This is a genomic window from Cytophagia bacterium CHB2, assembly GCA_030263535.1.
Taxonomy (GTDB): Bacteria; Zhuqueibacterota; Zhuqueibacteria; order Zhuqueibacterales; family Zhuqueibacteraceae; genus Coneutiohabitans.
Genome location: SZPB01000116.1, coordinates 1 through 16,688, shown reverse-complemented (window position 1 = coordinate 16,688; position 16,688 = coordinate 1). Strand labels below are relative to the sequence as shown.

At 52.7% G+C, this 16,688-nt stretch carries 15 protein-coding genes; all 15 read left to right on the top strand.

Going from position 1 to position 16,688, the window contains the following annotated elements; all coding sequences use genetic code 11:
* Positions 1–67 precede the first annotated feature (67 nt).
* Positions 68–1,300 carry a polysaccharide deacetylase gene (locus FBQ85_13005; GenBank protein ID MDL1876072.1) on the top strand — a complete coding sequence of 411 codons (1,233 nt, stop codon included), beginning with the start codon at positions 68–70 and terminating at the stop codon, positions 1,298–1,300.
* A 74-nt stretch (positions 1,301–1,374) separates the two neighbouring features.
* On the top strand, positions 1,375–3,285 hold the full coding sequence (locus FBQ85_13000; protein MDL1876071.1) for a hypothetical protein: 1,911 nt from the start codon (positions 1,375–1,377) through the stop codon (positions 3,283–3,285).
* A 38-nt stretch (positions 3,286–3,323) separates the two neighbouring features.
* On the top strand, positions 3,324–4,313 hold the full coding sequence (locus FBQ85_12995) for a flippase-like domain-containing protein (GenBank protein ID MDL1876070.1): 990 nt from the start codon (positions 3,324–3,326) through the stop codon (positions 4,311–4,313).
* A gap of 93 nt (positions 4,314–4,406) precedes the next feature.
* Positions 4,407–5,222 carry a pyrroline-5-carboxylate reductase gene (gene proC, locus FBQ85_12990; GenBank protein MDL1876069.1) on the top strand — a complete coding sequence of 272 codons (816 nt, stop codon included), beginning with the start codon at positions 4,407–4,409 and terminating at the stop codon, positions 5,220–5,222.
* A gap of 119 nt (positions 5,223–5,341) precedes the next feature.
* On the top strand, positions 5,342–6,514 hold the full coding sequence (locus tag FBQ85_12985) for a GNAT family N-acetyltransferase (protein MDL1876068.1): 1,173 nt from the start codon (positions 5,342–5,344) through the stop codon (positions 6,512–6,514).
* Positions 6,429–7,280 (top strand): metal-dependent hydrolase, encoded by an 852-nt coding sequence (locus FBQ85_12980; protein ID MDL1876067.1) that lies wholly within the window; start codon positions 6,429–6,431, stop codon positions 7,278–7,280. Before FBQ85_12985 ends, FBQ85_12980 begins: the two co-directional genes overlap by 86 nt.
* Positions 7,264–8,235 carry a glycosyltransferase family 2 protein gene (locus tag FBQ85_12975; GenBank protein MDL1876066.1) on the top strand — a complete coding sequence of 324 codons (972 nt, stop codon included), beginning with the start codon at positions 7,264–7,266 and terminating at the stop codon, positions 8,233–8,235. Before FBQ85_12980 ends, FBQ85_12975 begins: the two co-directional genes overlap by 17 nt.
* Complete coding sequence (locus tag FBQ85_12970; protein ID MDL1876065.1) at positions 8,201–9,229, top strand: glycosyltransferase; 1,029 nt, start codon at positions 8,201–8,203, stop codon at positions 9,227–9,229. The genes FBQ85_12975 and FBQ85_12970 overlap by 35 nt, the downstream gene beginning before the upstream one ends.
* Complete coding sequence (locus tag FBQ85_12965; GenBank protein MDL1876064.1) at positions 9,226–10,284, top strand: glycosyltransferase family 2 protein; 1,059 nt, start codon at positions 9,226–9,228, stop codon at positions 10,282–10,284. Before FBQ85_12970 ends, FBQ85_12965 begins: the two co-directional genes overlap by 4 nt.
* 146 nt (positions 10,285–10,430) lie before the next feature.
* Positions 10,431–11,456 (top strand): Gfo/Idh/MocA family oxidoreductase, encoded by a 1,026-nt coding sequence (locus tag FBQ85_12960; GenBank protein ID MDL1876063.1) that lies wholly within the window; start codon positions 10,431–10,433, stop codon positions 11,454–11,456.
* A 47-nt stretch (positions 11,457–11,503) separates the two neighbouring features.
* Positions 11,504–12,427, top strand: coding sequence for a hypothetical protein (locus tag FBQ85_12955; GenBank protein MDL1876062.1), 924 nt, complete (start codon positions 11,504–11,506; stop codon positions 12,425–12,427).
* Between the two features lie 3 nt (positions 12,428–12,430).
* Positions 12,431–13,630: a glycosyltransferase family 4 protein gene (locus FBQ85_12950; GenBank protein MDL1876061.1), complete on the top strand. Its 1,200-nt coding sequence runs from the start codon at positions 12,431–12,433 to the stop codon at positions 13,628–13,630.
* 5 nt (positions 13,631–13,635) lie between these two features.
* A complete protein-coding gene (locus FBQ85_12945; GenBank protein ID MDL1876060.1) occupies positions 13,636–15,123 on the top strand; it encodes a polysaccharide biosynthesis protein in 1,488 nt (495 codons plus the stop codon).
* A gap of 8 nt (positions 15,124–15,131) precedes the next feature.
* Positions 15,132–16,385, top strand: a complete 1,254-nt coding sequence (locus FBQ85_12940; protein ID MDL1876059.1) for a glycosyltransferase family 4 protein — start codon at positions 15,132–15,134, stop codon at positions 16,383–16,385.
* 46 nt (positions 16,386–16,431) lie between these two features.
* Positions 16,432–16,688, top strand: a 257-nt coding sequence (locus FBQ85_12935; protein ID MDL1876058.1) for a hypothetical protein, incomplete at its 3' end; no start/stop codon positions are given.

The window sequence follows — 16,688 nt, the reverse complement described above, 5'->3', positions numbered from 1 at the left end:
TGGTACTATTATGAATTAAGGTAACATCTCGGCGAACCTTCTTGGGTCGAGAATCGACGTACAACGCATGCTCGCAACGCTTACCAACAAACTCCAGTGGAGTTATCGCAAGAACGGGCCGGATATTCTTGCGCTGGTGCAGCGCAATTATCCGGGCTTTATGTTTTCCACCAAGCCCGACCCGCTGCGCAATGAGATTCCAGTTTTTCATTTTCACACCGTTGAACCGGTCTCGTTCGAAGAAAAACTGCAATTTCTCGCAGCTAACCGCTATCGCACACTCGACGGCGAAGAGTTTCGAGCGTGCATTGCAGGCGAGAAACCGATTCCCGAGCGCAGCATCGTGCTCACGTTCGATGACGGCCGCGCCTCGTTGTGGACGGTCGCGTTTGCGTTGCTGCGCAAATATGGTTTCAAGGCCATCAGTTTTATCATCCCGGGTCTGACGCCAAAAAATGCGCCGGCAAGCAAAACTTACGACGATTACATTGCGCATCGCGCCTCCTCGGAAGATTTGCTTGCGCGAGAACAATCCAGCTTCCCGCTGTGCTCGTGGCATGAAATTCGCGTAATGCATGATAGTGGTGTGATCGATTTTCAATCACACACCATGCATCACCATCAGGCTTGCATAGAAAACAAGGTGGTGGACTTTTTTCACCCAAGATTTCAAACTTATTTTTTTGGAAACATCAACGTACCGGTTTATCGCAATCACGGAGTTTTGGATTTTGGCCGCAAGATCGCGCTCGGAACCCCGATTTATCGCGCTGAACCGCGCATGGCAGGCCGTTTACAGTTCTTTGATGACGAAGCATTACGCGAAGCCAGCGCGAATTTCGTCGCCCAGCATGGCAACGAGAAATTTTTTGCGCAGCGCGATTGGCGCAAGGAATTGTTTGCCTTTTATCGCCATGCCCGAAAACAGCACAGCATGACCCGCTTTGAAACGCCGGTGGAGCAAAAAGAAGCAATTTTGACGGATTTGAAACAATCCAAGCAATTGATTGAAGAACGGCTGCCGGGCAAAACCGTGACGCAGCTTTGCTATCCGTGGTTCATGGGCAGCAAGCTGGCGGTGAAACTCTCACAACAAGCCGGTTATCATGTCAATTACTGGGGCATTGTCGCGCAGCGCCCGAGCAACCGCCGCGGAGAGGATTTGTTCAACGTGCCGCGCCTGGAAGATCAATACGTTTTTCGCTTGCCGGGCGATGGCCGTAAAAGCTTGCGCGAGATTTTGATACAAAAATTTCACGCGCATGCGCCGGCATTTACACGAAATCTTGGTCAAAACTGAGCACAATCTTTGTTCTCCAAACTTGATTCACTAACTCAGCCCCGCCAAGAGGGCACGCATAGAATAGGTCAAAAATGATATTCGGCATTATCGGACAGAATTCTGCCACGAAAGACGCGTCGAGCGCCGCAGCGCTCGAAGACCGCAACACGCTTTTGCATTCGTTTCTGCACGATCGCGAGCGCGGCGAGATTCGTTTCCACGCGGCTGCGCATGAGGCTGCCGTCGCCATGACGGCCGCGGGTGTTCCAACGTTGGACGCCAGCCTCGCCGTTTATCAAGATGACAAAGGCAGTTTTGCCGCGATTCACGGCAATCTTTTTAACCGCGGCGAGTTGATCAAACAATACCTCTCGCAAGCCCGCCTGCAAGCGACGGCCAACAACGCCGCCATCCTCTTGCAGCTTTATTATAAACTCGGTGAAAAATTCTGCCGGCAGATCAACGGTAATTTCGTGATTGCGCTGTATGATGCGCCGGCGCAGCGGTTCTATCTGATACGCGATCATCTCGGCGTGGAGCCGGTCTATTACAGCCGCCGGGAAGGCATGCTCTATTTCTCGAGCGAGTTGCAGCGGCTCACACGCATTCCGGCGATCGGACGCGAACTCAACTTCGGCGTGGTGCAGCGCTATCTGTTGTTCAATTATAATCCCGGCTACGAAACGATTTTTGCCGGAGTCAGTACGCTGCGTCCGGGATTTTTTATCAAGATCGAGCGCGGCAAAATGAGCATCGAACAGTATTGGCGGCCCTCCTTTGCTGAACCATTCAACAAGGATGATGCGACGTACAAAACTGAGCTGCTCGAATTAATGCGCGATGCCGTGCGCCTCCGCCTCAACAGCGGCTATCGCGCGGGCGCGTTTCTCAGCGGCGGTATGGATTCCAGCTCGGTGGTCCATTTCATGCGCAGCGCGTTGCAACAGCCGATTCATACGTTTTCCTTCCGCTGTCACGGCAAAACGTTCGATGAATCGCATTATGCGCGCGTGATGTCCGAACGCTATGACACGCAACACCATCAAGTCGAATACACCGCCGACGATGCAGCGCAGCAGCTTGCGCGCGTGGCGCAATCGGCGCAAGAGCCGTTTTCGGATATTGGCATTGAAATCGCTTCGTTGCTGCTCGGCTCGAAAGTCAAAGAATTTGCCGACTACGTCTTGACCGGCGACGGCGGCGATGAGTTGTTCGGCGGCCATCCGGTTTATCTTGCAGATCGTGCCGCCAAAACCTTCGACAAGATTCCAGGATTCATTCGCCAGCCGCTCACCAAGACTTTGCAATGGCTGCCGGATACCGACTCCAAAAAAAGTCTGGTGGTAAAGGCAAAACGTTTTTCCTACAGCACAGCGTTTCCGGCTTCGCTGCACAGCAATCGCTGGCGCATTTATTATACCACTGAAGAATTGCGCCGGCTGTTCATGCCGGAAGCATTGGCGCACGTGAATGGCTTCAATCCGTTTGCAGAATTGCTGGAGATTTATGCGGAAGCCGACGGTCGCGACGAGTTAAGCTCGACCCTATACGGCGATTATTATTCCGTCGTCGGCTTCTACCTCCGTCGCATGGAATTGATTCGCCAGTTTGGCGTTGAAGGCCGCGTGCCGCTGCTGGATTATCGCTTGGTCGAGTATACCGCGCGTATTCCCAGCGCGTTGAAAATCGGCAAGGGCGGCGAAACCAAAGTGTTGTTGCACAAAATCATGGCCGGCGAGCTGCCCGATGAAATCGTTTATCGCAAAGACAAGCTCGGTCACAGCGTGCCCATGAAAAATTGGATGCGCGAAGATGCGCCCGTGCAAAACCTGTTCGAAGAATACCTTTCCCCGGAGGTGATTAAACAGCGCGGCTTGTTCAATCAGCAATACGTCCGGCAATTGATCTCCGAACACAAAAGCAAAGCCCATAATCATTCACACCGGTTATGGGGATTGATGATGTTCGAGTTGTGGTGCCGCTCGCATGTGGATCACGCATAGCGTTCGAACGAATTTTCCGGGCAGGAATAACCTGACTCATGAAACTCTGGATGAAAGTAGCCTTCAGCCTTGCCCTCATGGCGCTGTTGCTTTGGAAGGTTGATCTGCAACAAATTCTTGCAGCATTTGCTGCAACCAACCTCAATCTCTGGTTGGCGGCCTTTGTGCTCTTTCTCATGCAGCAAGTACTCGTGACTTATTGCTGGCAAATTTTATTGGCGGCGCATCACAGTGCGCCGCCGTTTATCAAGACGCTTGAAGTGCATTGTGTCGGCAGCTTTTTCGGCACGTTTCTGCCTACAAGTGTGGCGATGGATGTGATTCGCGCCTATCGCCTGGGGCGTTATCTCAAGCATCGCGTCGATGCCGCGGGTTCGCTCTTTGTCACACGTGTGATCGGCTTTCTTGTTATTTTTATGTTGGCGCTTATCGTTGCCATCCCGGTCAGTCGCGCGCTGCAGGAGGCCAGACTCTTCTGGCTTGTGCTCGCCGGCCTGGTTGCGTTCATCACTGCGGTGAGTGTGTTGTTGCAAAAAAACGCCGCCGGATTGCTGCAAACGGCGCTGCAGCGCTTGGGCTTAAACTCGCTTGCCGATAAAATTGCCGGTTTTCGCGCGAGCATCCTGGTGTACGGTCAATCGCGCCGGGCCCTGCTGTTGTTGCTGGCATTGACGTGGCTCTATCAAATTCTCGGCATTTTTATTATTTATCTTGTCGGGCGTTCACTTGGCATTGAACTGGCAATCTGGCATTACTTCATTTATATTCCATTGATTACGACGATTGCCTTGCTGCCCGTCTCGTTGGCGGGTCTTGGCATTCGCGAAGGCGCATTTGTCTTTTTCTTTGCGCAAGCCGGTGTGGCGCAAGCGCAGGCTTTGTCGCTCTCGTTGATGATCTTTGCGCAATCCGTGGCGCTTGCATTGCTCGGCGGTTTGTGGTACTTGTTGGCGAAAGAACAACTTGAGAAAAGCCGTCCCGCAGAATCCGGACAAACAACTCAAGTTATTCCCAAGGAATCGTTTTGAACCGTGCGCGACCGGCGATATTCTTGATGTCAAATGATGGCGCACGAGAATCGCGCAGCCAGTTACAATCTCAGGGATAGGAGACGGAAGGTGATGGAAATGAATTCGAAGTTAGCCGTGCTCGGCGCCGGCAAGATGGGCGGCACGCTTATCAAAGCGTTGCGTGAGGCCGGCCTGTTTCAGGCCGAGCAAATTATTGCAACCGCCAGACATGCCGAGCGCGTCGAGGAAATCGCCCAACGCCTGGGTGTGACGGCAATGTCAAACAATATCGCCGCTGTGCAACAAGCCGGGATTGTTCTGCTCGGCATAAAACCGCAGGCCATGCGCGAGGTGCTTGCCGAGATCAAGCCGCATATCCGGCCGCATCATCTGGTGATTTCGATCGTCGCGTCTGCCACCACGGCGTTCATTGAAAAATATCTTGAGGCGAATATACCGGTTGTGCGCGCCATGCCCAACACGCCCAGCCTCATCGGCGCAGGCATGACGGTTCTGTGCGCGGGCAAACACGCCACGCCAGAACATCTCACGCAAGCGCGCCGGCTTTTTGACGCGGTTGGCCGCACCCTGATTTTGGATGAAAAGCATATGGATGCGGTGACGGCGCTGAGCGCAAGCGGCCCGGCGTTTATTTACGTGGTGCTGGAATCGCTGGCAGAAGGCGGCGTGAAAGTCGGCTTGCCGCGCAATGTCGCCACCGAGCTGGCCGCGCAAATGTGTCACGGCGCCGCCAGGATGGTGCTTGACACCGAAGCGCATCCGGCATTGCTCAAAGACGCCGTCACCACGCCGGCCGGCTGCACGATCGACGGTTTGTTGAAATTGGAAGAAGGCGGCTTGCGCGTCACGTTGATCAAAGCCGTGGTGGAATCGACGCATCGGGCAGCCGAGCTGATTTCAACCTGATTTTGTCTAGCTTGCCGTCTGCTATTTGAGAAGAATCTTTTTGAACATTCAATTTTTATCGCACTTGAAAAAGATTCACTTGAAATGGCCTGATCCAATAAATTGCATGAAACATTAAAATGTCATTACGCGTCGTCACAACCACCTCCGAGTTCGAAAGCCTGCAATCCGCTTGGGATGCGCTTTATCGCAGCAATCCCAATCACACGCCGTTTCAATCCTGGGAATGGAATTTTGCGTGGTGGAAAAATTTTGGCGACGAGGATTCCTTGCGCCTTTTGCTGGTTCACGAAGACGATAAGCTTGTCGGTATCGCGCCATTTTATCTCCGCAAGAAGTTTTATGGCTTTCCGTTGCGGCATCTCGGCTTCATCGGGCAAAAACGCGGTGATTATCTCGACTTCATCATCTCCGCCGGGCGCGAGGCGTTTTTTTTTCGCGAAGTTCGGGAGTATTTGAAAAGCGGTAATGAGAACTGGCGGTTGGTTGAGCTTAAGGATGTCCCGGAAAACTCAACGAATCTTCCGCATCTTTTCCAGCAAATGCGCGACGCGTTTCCGCTTTTTGGCGTGGAACATCAACGTATCTGCGTGAGCATTCCACTGACTACGGATTGGGAAAGTTTTTTACAGACGTTGAGCAAGCGCACGCGCAAAGATGTCGGCTATGATCGCCGGTTTTTGGATAAAACCTTCAAAACAGAGTTTAAGATTTTTACAAACTCTTCGGCCGTGTTTGATGGCTTTCGCGATCTCGTGACAATCTATCAAGCGCGCTGGCAGCAAGAAAAAGGCGCGGGGCGATTTGCGGAAGAAAGCGTCTTTAAATTTGAGGAAGAAGTCTGCCGGCGCCTCTCGCATCGCGGTGATTATCGTCTTTACCTGCTCTATGCCGACGGCCAGCCTGCCGCCGGACTCGCGGGCTATGTGAGCAACGGTAAATATTACGGCGACACCTATGCGCATGCGCCGCAATTTCACAAGTTCAGCGCCGGCAACGTGCTGCTGGGCATGGCCATTGAAGATTGTATTCAAAACCGCTGGAGCGAGCTTGATCTGTCGCGTGGCGACGAACCCTACAAGTTCAAATGGAACGGCCAGGCCAAGCGCAATTGCCATATCAAGATTTTTCATGATCGTTTTGCTGCCGCACGCGCGGCTTTTTTTGAAGGCGTTTATGAAAAGGCCTCGGAGAGCAAAAGATTGAATGATTGGCGGGCGCGCTACCGGCGCCTGCGTTATGGCGATCACGACGAAGCAACCAACGACCAACGATCAGCAACGAAGAATTAGGAATCCGAACATGCCTCTGCCGTTTGCCCATTCGCTCATGGGATACACCATCGCTGAAGGCGCATCGTTGCGCTTGACAAGAAGTTTTTGGCTGGATGTTTTGATATTGATGGTTCTGGCCAATTTGCCGGACATCGATTTTCTGCCCGGCTATCTCGTCGGCGAACCGAATCGTTACCATCATTATCAGACGCACAGCTTGGGCTTTGCGGCGATTGTCGGCGCGTTGGGCGGCCTTTTCTACTGGCGCAAACGCGGGAGATTTTTGCCCTATTTTTTGCTGTTCTTCACAGCGGTGAGTTCGCATCTTCTCCTCGATCTGTTCACCGTCGACAGCGCGCCGCCTTACGGCATGACGTTGCTCTGGCCGTTGAGCATGCAATTCTACGATATTTCGTGGGATATTTTCGGCGCCGTGCACAAATCCGATTCGTCACGAGATTTTTTTGCATCGCTTTTTCATCCCGCCAACCTGCGCGTGGCCTTGTTCGAGTTGGCGATCATGTTGCCCATCGCAGCGTTTGTGCGCACACTAAAATTTTATGGCGCATTCACACGGCGCCCGGCAACCAGGAATTCCATGCCGGCATTACCGAGCATGCTTGCAACAGCGCGTTCATTGGCTCCTGAAATTGATCAATTACGCCGCGAGGCAGAAACCTCTGATCTGGAAACACACCAACGGGCTGAGATAAAAACGCAGCCATTGGATCTCAATAGCATCGATCTCGAGCAACCGGAATTTCGCAATGGCAAAAACCACTGAAAAAATCTATTGCAGCATTGTCATTCCGGTAATGAATGAGGAAGAGAACGTGCCGCTGCTGCACCGCGCGATCAGCGCGGCGATGCAGGCATGGGGCAAAAGCTATGAGATCGTTATTGTCGACGACGGCAGCACCGACCGGACATTCGAATTGCTGCAACAAATCGCCCGGAATGATGTGCATGTACGCGTGGTAAAATTCCGCGGCAATTATGGCCAGTCCGCCGCAATGGCGGCCGGGTTCGATCATGCGCGCGGCGAGGTTGTGGTTACGATGGACGGCGATTTGCAAAACGACCCCAAGGACATTCCCAACGTCGTGGCCAAGCTGGAAGAAGGATTTGACATCGTCAGCGGTTGGCGCAAGAATCGCAAAGACAAGCTGGTGATTCGCAAGATTCCGAGCAAAATCGCTAATCGTTTGATTCGCAAGACCACACGCGTGGATTTGCACGACACCGGCTGTTCGCTCAAAGCCTATCGCTCTGAAGTGGTGCAGAAAATCCGCTTGTACGGAGAATTGCACCGGTTCATTCCCGCGCTCGCGCGCATCGAAGGCGCGCGCATCAGCGAGATGGTGGTGAATCATCATGAGCGCAAATTCGGGCAATCGAAATATAATATCACGCGCACCTTTCGCGTGATCATGGATTTGATGACGTTGAATTTGTTGCTCAAATATCTCACCCGGCCGCTGCACTTTTTTGGCGCGTTGACGGTGTTTTTCAACGGGCTGGGTCTCGCCGCCTTGCTGGCGTTGCTCCTGGAATGGCGTCAAAATCAATTTGTCGGCAGCGACGAGCTGAACGTCTTGATGTCCGTCGCTTTCCTGCTGTTTGCCGCGGGCATTAATTTTCTATTTTATGGCTTGATCGCCAACAGCGTGGTTGGTACAGGTCAAAAACGTGACGAGCGTCTCTATGAATTCAAGTACTATCATGGCACGACAAACTGAAAAAACACTCACCCCGGCGCTGGCAACAACGCCGTCATCGGCGAATGGCCGCGATGAAAAGTTCGTGCATGTCTCCATCATTGTGCCGATCATGAACATGGGCGGTGAGGTTGCGGGTATCTATCAGGATTTGTGCCAGGGGCTGCAAGCGTACGGCAAGGCCTTCGAGATTATCTTTGTCGATGACGCAAGCACGGATAACACCTGGCTGGAGCTGGAAAAGCTTGCGCGCAAAGATGCTCAGGTCAAATTGATTCGCATGCGCTCGAGCTTCGGCGAAACCTCGGCGCTCGACGCCGGCCTCAAACACGCCCTGGGAGAACGCATCGTGTTCGCCGCTGCCCGTGTGCGCGTGAATTTAAAATCTCTGCCCAAACTGTTGCTGAAAATGGATGCCGGAAATGATCTCGTCGTGGGCTGGCGCACCCCGCGCAAAGATTCCGGCTTGAATCGCATGGTTTCGCGCAGCTTTAATTGGATCGTGCAACGGTTTGGCAAATTGCAGGTCCACGACATCAATTCCAGCGTGATTGCAACCTCACGCGAGGTGTTGGACAACATCATTTTCTACGGCGATCTCAATATCTTTATCCCGGTTTTGGCGGCGCGCAAAGGCTATCGCGTGACCGAGGAACAAATCGAGCAACTTGCCGGCACGTTTCGCCAATCGCGCTACGTCAGCGAATATATCCAGCGCCTGCTCGACATCGTTGCCGTGATTTTTGTAACGAAGTATTCCAAAAAGCCGTTGCACTTTCTCGGCTTTTTTGGATTTATTTTCACGCTGGCCGGCGCGGGCATGAGCGCGTATTTATTCTTTTATCGACTCTTTGGTTTTGGCGCGATTGCCGGCAGACCGCTGCTGTTGTTGAGCGTGCTTCTGCTGGTGATCGGTTTGCAGATGATTTCCATCGGCCTGATCGGTGAAATGATCACCTATACGCACGCCCGCGAACAAAAGGAGTATAACATCGAGACTGTGGTAGGAGCATGAAACTCATCATCCAAATTCCCTGCTTGAATGAAGAGCAGACCTTGCCGTTGACCCTGCGCGATTTGCCCACGCACATCGACGGCATCGACGAGATTGAAACCCTTATCATTGACGACGGCAGCACGGATCGCACCTCGCTTGTCGCGCGTGAAAACGGCGTCGACCATCTCGTGCGCTTCACCAGCCGCAAAGGCCTGGCGGAAGCCTTCATGGCCGGCCTGGACGCATGCGTCAAACTCGGCGCCGACATCATTGTCAACACCGACGCCGACAATCAATACAGCGGCAAAGACATTGAAAAACTCGTGCGGCCTATCCTCGAGCACAAAGCGGACATGGTCATCGGCGATCGCCAGGTGGAGAATATCTCACATTTCTCGCCGCTCAAGATCAAACTCCAGAAACTCGGCAGTTGGGTCGTGCGCCACGTTTCCGAAACCACGGTGCCTGACGCCACCAGTGGATTTCGCGCCTACAGTCGCGAAGCCGCGCTGCGCATGAATGTCATCTCGCGCTTCACGTATACGCTCGAAACCATCATTCAAGCGGGCAAAAAACACATTGCCCTCACCCATGTCGAGATCAGCACCAACGGCAAGCTGCGTGAATCGCGCCTGTTCACCAGCATCCCGGATTATTTGAAGCGCAGCATCGGCACCATCCTGCGCATTTATGTCATGTACGAGCCGCTCAAAGCGTTTTCCTGGGTCGGTGGAATTGTTTTCGGCCTCGGTATGCTCGGCGCCGGCCGATTCTTGTATTACTATTTCACTGCCGGCGGCGGCGGCCACGTGCAATCGTTGATTCTCTCCGCCGTTTTGATGATTGTCGGATTCCAAATTGCGATGATCGGCCTGGTCGCTGATCTCATTGCCGGGAACCGCCGGCTGCAGGAGGACACGCTATACCGCATCAAAAAGTTGGAATTGCAGGCAATTCAGCAGGAAAAGCCCGAGGCGACCAACGGCTTTGCCGGCGCAAAGGTCAAAATAGACTCCGCTCCGGCAAAAGCGGGCTCCTACGCAAAAAAACGTTTACCTCATCATGATCGTTGATGACGCAGTTGCCCCGTGCCGTCAACTTGAACGTGCGAGCTTTGCTGCAGGCGTTAAGCAATGAGCCGATAGTTTGTTGGATGTTTGATGCGGCAGGCCTAACGTCTGAACGATTTTTTGGTTTCTACATACCACCAGGAGTATAAATGCTTAATGTTGCAGTGGTCGGCATCGGCAAGATGGGACTCTTGCATGCCGGCATCATGAACGGATTGGAAGGCGTGCGATTGAGCGCCATCGCCGACACTTCGAAATTTTTACTCGGCTTCGCTCAAAGCTTGAAAGATGACTTGAACATTTACGATGATTATCGTGAAATGCTCGACAAGGCCAAACCCGATGCGGCCGTGTTGGCGACGCCCGTGTTTTTGCATGTCCCCATGGCCGCAGAATGCGTCAAACGCGGCATTCCGTTTTTTCTGGAAAAACCTCTGAGTATCGTAAGCCGCGACGCCGACGGGCTCGTCGCCGACATTGAGAAAAAGAAGCTTTGCACGATGGTCGGCTACATGATGCGCTATGTCGAGACGTTCGCGAAAGCCAGGGAACTGCTGCAATCCGGCGCGCTTGGCGAAATCATTACGTTTAACGCGACGATTTATGTTTCGCAACTTTTTAAGACGGGCAAAGGCTGGCGCTACGACAAAAAAGAATCCGGCGGCGGTGTGGTGATCGGACAGGCCACCCATTTGATCGATTTGTTGCATTGGTATTTTGGGCAGGTGAATTACATCTCTGCGCACACGCGCAATTGGTATTCACAAGAAGTCGAGGATTTTGCCCACGTACACTTCGAATTCGCCAACGGCGTGACCGGCTGGTTCGATTCCTCCTGGAGTGTGCGGCACCATCGCCTGCTCGAAGTCAGCATCAACGTGCATGCCGCCAATGGCAACTTGAGCGTCTGCGACGACTATGTGAAGCTCTTCTTGGATAAACCGGCCGCCGGCTTTTCCGCAGGCTGGACAAATTTTATGAAGCCGGATTTGTTCGAAGGCGTTGCCATCGATCTCGGCGGGCCGCAATACACCCGGCAAGACGCCGATTTTATCAACGCTGTTAAGCACGGAAAGCTGGTTGAAAGCGACGTGAAGAACGCCCATGAGGTTCAGAAAATCGTGGATGCGGTTTATTCCTCCGCCGCAAAGCACGGCGAGCCGATGAAAATTTGATGGCAGACGTTTTGGCAAAGCGAGAACAAAATTTAATCGAGATAGACATGATCGATAAAATCATTTTGGGCCATAATCAGTTTTTCGGCGTTAATCACCTCGAAGCGCAGGCCGGCAACGAGCGGGAAGCTTATTTCAGCGACGCCTCACGGATTATGGATATTGTCAACTTTTCGTTCGATCACGGCGTGAAAGCGATGATGATGTCCACACACGAGCGCGCCTTTGTTGTGGCCGAGGAGATTCAGAAAGATCGCCGTTTGCGCGGCGAACTCGGCATCTACCTGTTGGTTCCCTATGTTGCAAAATATATCAAACAAGCGAATGAGAAGGGCCTGGTCAACATTGTCAGAGATTCACTGAGCGGCACTTCGTTTCAGGACAAGATGGGCATGTTCTGGCGCGGCGGGATGGGCTTGCTCACCAAAGACTTCAAAAAAATCCTCACGGCAATGATCGACTTCGAAGTAGCGCCGTTCGCGAATCTCAATTTGCGCGCGATCTTCTTGCACGACGTCATGACGGATCTGGCGCTGGGCTGGGATGTACCGGAAGTCTTCCGGCTCTACGCCGACCACGTGCAAAGCAAGTACAAAGCCATTCCCGCCTTTTGCACGAAAAACCTGGGCAAGCTGATGAACCTGCTCAACCGCACCGGCGTGGAGAATCCGTTGATCATGGCCTCGATCAACAAGCTTGGTTATCAGGTTAATCCTTCGCGCGAGGCATTCGAGCAAACGCTGCGGGAGCATCGCCTGCAACTGCTCGCGATGAGCACGCTGGCGGCAGGCTACTTGAAACCGAAGGAAGCCTACGAGTATCTTTTTGCGTTGCCGAATGTCGCTTCGGTGGTCGTGGGCGTGTCAAAGAAAAATCACGCGCAAGAGACATTTGAGACGATTCGGCATTACACACAGCCGGCTAAAAAGCGCGAGATTTTTGATGCGCCTCTGCAAGAGATGCTGGCGTGAGAGATGAATAAGAAGCTCAGAGTTTGCTATTACGGCTCTTACGATTGGAACGAGCCGCACAACTCGACGCATATTCTCGGCATGCGCCAAGCGGGAATCGAAGTGGTGGAGTGCAACCTGCCCGCTGCATCCAAACGAGACGCCGCGAACAATTACAAAGGCCTCTGGCGCACGCTCACGTTTGGCCTGGCATTCCTCAAGAATGGCATTTCACTCTGCGCAAAATTGTTTCGCCTGCCGGAGTTGGATGCGGTGATCGTCGGCTATCCCGGCTATTTCGACGTTCCACTGGCCAAGTTTTATACCAAACGCAAACGCATTCCATTAATTTTCAACGTTCATATTTCGCTTTATGAAACGTTGGTGGTGGATCGCGGCTATGTTGAGGCGCATTCGCTGCAAGCGAAATGGTTGAAATGGTATGATCGGTTTCTGTTTCGTTTGTCCGATACTGTGCTCACGGATACGCTCTCGCATGCGAAGTATTTCGCCCAACTTTACAACCTTCCTCTTGAAAAATTCCGGCGGGTATTCATTGGAGCAGACCCGCTCTTTCGCCCGCAGCAGAAGAGGGCAAGTCGGGATTGCACCGTGCTGTTCTACGGCACATTTATTCCGCTGCAAGGCATAGAATATATCGTGCAGGCCGCGCATCTTTTACGCAACAAAAAAGACTTGCGCTTTGAAATCATCGGGCGCGGGCAAACCAAGGCGGAAATCATCCGTCTCGCGCAGGAACTTAACGTGACGAACATCACGTTTATCGATTGGGTCAGTCGCGAGGAACTGGTTGATCGCATTGCGCAAGCCGACATTTGTCTCGGCGGCCAGTTCGGTGTGACGCCGAAAGCGGAGCTGGTCATCGGCTATAAATGCTTTCAAATGATCGCAATGGGCAAAGCCGTGATCGTGAGCGATTCGCCGGGGAATCGGGAATTGCTGCAGCATGAAAAAAATTGCGTCATGTGCCCCGCCGGTGATGCAGAAGCATTAGCGGAGATGATCCAATATCTGAAAAACAATGAGGCGCTGCGGCGGCGCATTGCTGAGGAAAGCCGCAGAACTTTTGAAGAACATTGCAATCTCAATCGCATCGGAGAGGAGATTAGCAGAATTGCAATGAGTGTGACGCCGGAAACGACGGCTGATTTCGCGGATAACGCGGCGGCTGCCAGAACAGCACAAGCTTCACTGAACGCATAGGATGAATGACGATCATGTTATGGCGCGGCGCATTTTTGCTTCTTCTCGGACAGATACTGTTTCTCGCGAGCGGTTATGGCGTTAGCGTGGTGCTAGCGCGCTGGCTCGGCCCGGAAGAGTTTGGCGCTTATGGCATTGTGTACTCGTTGTTGATGGTGTTCGAGCTCTGTGTGGTGGCCGGCATTCCCAATGCGCTGCAACGGTTTGTCGGCGAAAACCCCACAAAAGCGTTTGCCCTGCATCGCGTGATGTTACGCTGGCAGATAGTCTATACCGCAGTTGTGTTCGGCCTCGCTTTTTTAACAGCACGCTTTTTTCTCGGCATATTCAATGACTCGCGCCTTGCCGCGATATTGCAGATTGCCATTATTGATATTTTGTTTTTCAGCTTTTATTGGTATTACGCCGGCATGCAAATTGGGCTGAAGAATTTTGGCCGGCAGACCGTTATTGCCAGCGTCTACTCCGTTTCCAAGTTTGCGTTTATCACGCTTCTCTTGCTTGGGGGGTACGGCGTGACCGGCGCTTTTATTGGAAATATTTTGGGATCGCTGTGTGGTTTGGCGCTGGGAATGTGGTGGACGCGTCTACCGAAACAATCTGCCGAGATTTCAAAGCCAGAGTTGCTGCACTTCATTGTCCCGAATATTCTGTACTCAATCGGCATGAATTTATTTTTTTATATTGATCTCTGGGCGGTGAAATATTATATGAGCGAAGCCATGGTCGGATTCTATAATGCGGCATCGACCATCGGTCGCATTCCCTACTCGTTTGCGATTGCCCTGGCCGGTGCGCTATTGCCGTCGCTGGCATTTGCCGTTGCTCAAAGCCAAAAACGCGAGAGTGAACATATCATTCGCCAGGCCCTGCGTCTGACGTTGCTGACGGTTTTGCCGGCGCTGGCGCTGGTGTCTTCCTCGGCAACCCCCATTGCAACTATGTTCTTTGGCGAAGCTTACGCCGGCGCCGGAGGCATTCTGAGAGTGCTGATGGCGGGTTTGTCGATCTACGCCATCTTCATGGTGGTGAATACGATTGCCATGGCCAAGGGCGGCATGAAAATGTGTACCATCATTGTATTCGCCTTATTGCCGCTTGACGTGTTGCTCAATTGGTATTGTGTTCCCCGCTGGGGCACCGTCGGCGCGGCGGCGGCAACAACAGCAACCATGTTGATGGGCGTGATCGCCAACTCACTTTATGTCAAAAGAATTTTTAACGCCTTCATCAACCTCCGTTCGCTTGTTCGCATTTTGTTTGCTGCGACAACGGTTTTCGCGCTCTCCCATTTCATTCCGACCAACAATGCCTGGGAGCTGCTCGCGAAGTTTGCCGTACTCATGATTTTTTATATTCTACTGTTGAGAGTGTTCGGCGAGGTCGATCAAAATGATATTGCCCAGATCAAGAATACCTTTTCAGCAAAATTCGGTAATCGCAAAACGGAAACGCCAAAACCGGAAGTGTATGCCGCCGCGCTGGAGTCGTGAGAATCGCCATGTCAAAAACAGAAAAACATTTGCTTTGCGTTTCTTATCACTCCACCGTGCCGCACAACACCGGCGCGAATGTGCGCATGCTGAATCTATTGCAGCATCTCGAAAATTTGCGCCCGGTTTTGCTTGCGCCTGCGCCGCAAGAGAATGATCTCGAGCATCGTATGTTTGCGCCGATGCAATTTCCGCAGATCATTCGAAAAACCTTCGGATTCAATCCCGCCATTTTGGGTTGTTATGGCAACGGCGTATTTCAACGGGCCATGCGCGCCATTTCGGATATCGAGGTCTCTGCGGTGCAATGCGAACATTTGTGGTCGTTTCCTTTGGCACAGCGGCTTGCGCGCGCGCGGCAGGCGCCGTTGATCCTGATCGAGCACAATGTTGAAGTTATTTATGTCGAACGCGCCTATCGCATGCCGCTGTTTACGCAGATCACCGCGCGCCTCGAGCGCAAAGCCATTCACGCCAGTGATCGCGTTGTCGTATGTTCAGAAATCGACGCCGGGCATTTGAGCGCGCGCTTTGGCATTTCTCCGGAAAAGATTTGGATCGTGCCGAACGGCATCAACCTGCCGGAGATTCGACAAAAACATTCGAGAGAAACGCTGCCAGCACCGCTGCGCGACAAAACGTTTGTGCTGTTTCTCGGCAAAACGAATTATCCCCCCAATGCCGAAGCCATTCGCGTGATTGCCGAAGAGCTGGCGCCGCGCGCGCAGGCGCAAAATCGTGATCTCGTGTTTGTGGTGGTGGGCGGGCCGCAATCCCCCGATTACAGCCGCGTTAATCAAGGCTTGGCGTTCACCGGCTTTGTGGAAGACTTGCAACCCTTGCTGCACCATGCGGCGGCTTGCATTGCGCCGTTGCTTTCCGGATCCGGCACACGCTTGAAGATTCTCGAGTATGCAGCCCATGCCAAGCCAATAGTTGCCACACGCGTGGCCGCAGAAGGCCTGAACTTTGCGGATGGCAAAGAAATTATTTTTGCGGATGACTGGGATGATTTCGTGCGCGCCGTGTGCGCCATCGTTGACGGTAAACTTGATCAAAACACAATAGCGAATCTTGCCTATCAAAAAGTGGTGAACGAATATCAATGGCAGGCAATTGCGGCCGGCTATCAAAAGCGTTTGCAAGAGTTGATTGATCTGTCTTCGCCCTCACGTGAAGCCAGCGCAAGAAACGCATTGCCGCGCGCCGCACGCTCGCACAAAGCCTGGCCGCGCGAAAATCACGCAAAACTGCACGTTTGAACTAAAAAGACAAACAAGAGCAAGGATTATTACGGTTTCACCTCATATGCACAAAACCTCGCAACAAATCGAAATGCCCAGGGGTTTGAGTTATTTCTTCTTGTTTGGCATTTTAGCCGTGGGCATTTTCATGCGGTTTTATCAATTGCATGTCTCGAGCATCTGGATTGACGAACTCAATCATTATTATGCCGCCGACTCCCTGGTGAAAACGGGGGAAGCTGTTTTCCCCTCGGGCGAACCGAATGAACGCGCGCTGTGGTATTCCCAACTGGTGGCGCTCTCATTTCGCCTGTTCGGCGC

Coding starts and splice junctions, on each gene's coding strand:
- FBQ85_12950 (MDL1876061.1), top strand. CDS start 12,431: ATGAATAAGAAGCTCAGAGTTTGCTATTACGGCTCTTACGATTGGAAC.
- FBQ85_12995 (MDL1876070.1), top strand. CDS start 3,324: ATGAAACTCTGGATGAAAGTAGCCTTCAGCCTTGCCCTCATGGCGCTG.
- FBQ85_12985 (MDL1876068.1), top strand. CDS start 5,342: ATGTCATTACGCGTCGTCACAACCACCTCCGAGTTCGAAAGCCTGCAA.
- FBQ85_13005 (MDL1876072.1), top strand. CDS start 68: ATGCTCGCAACGCTTACCAACAAACTCCAGTGGAGTTATCGCAAGAAC.
- FBQ85_12940 (MDL1876059.1), top strand. CDS start 15,132: ATGTCAAAAACAGAAAAACATTTGCTTTGCGTTTCTTATCACTCCACC.
- FBQ85_12960 (MDL1876063.1), top strand. CDS start 10,431: ATGCTTAATGTTGCAGTGGTCGGCATCGGCAAGATGGGACTCTTGCAT.
- FBQ85_12945 (MDL1876060.1), top strand. CDS start 13,636: ATGACGATCATGTTATGGCGCGGCGCATTTTTGCTTCTTCTCGGACAG.
- FBQ85_12965 (MDL1876064.1), top strand. CDS start 9,226: ATGAAACTCATCATCCAAATTCCCTGCTTGAATGAAGAGCAGACCTTG.
- FBQ85_12975 (MDL1876066.1), top strand. CDS start 7,264: ATGGCAAAAACCACTGAAAAAATCTATTGCAGCATTGTCATTCCGGTA.
- FBQ85_13000 (MDL1876071.1), top strand. CDS start 1,375: ATGATATTCGGCATTATCGGACAGAATTCTGCCACGAAAGACGCGTCG.
- FBQ85_12955 (MDL1876062.1), top strand. CDS start 11,504: ATGATCGATAAAATCATTTTGGGCCATAATCAGTTTTTCGGCGTTAAT.
- FBQ85_12980 (MDL1876067.1), top strand. CDS start 6,429: ATGATTGGCGGGCGCGCTACCGGCGCCTGCGTTATGGCGATCACGACG.
- FBQ85_12970 (MDL1876065.1), top strand. CDS start 8,201: ATGAATTCAAGTACTATCATGGCACGACAAACTGAAAAAACACTCACC.
- proC (MDL1876069.1), top strand. CDS start 4,407: ATGGAAATGAATTCGAAGTTAGCCGTGCTCGGCGCCGGCAAGATGGGC.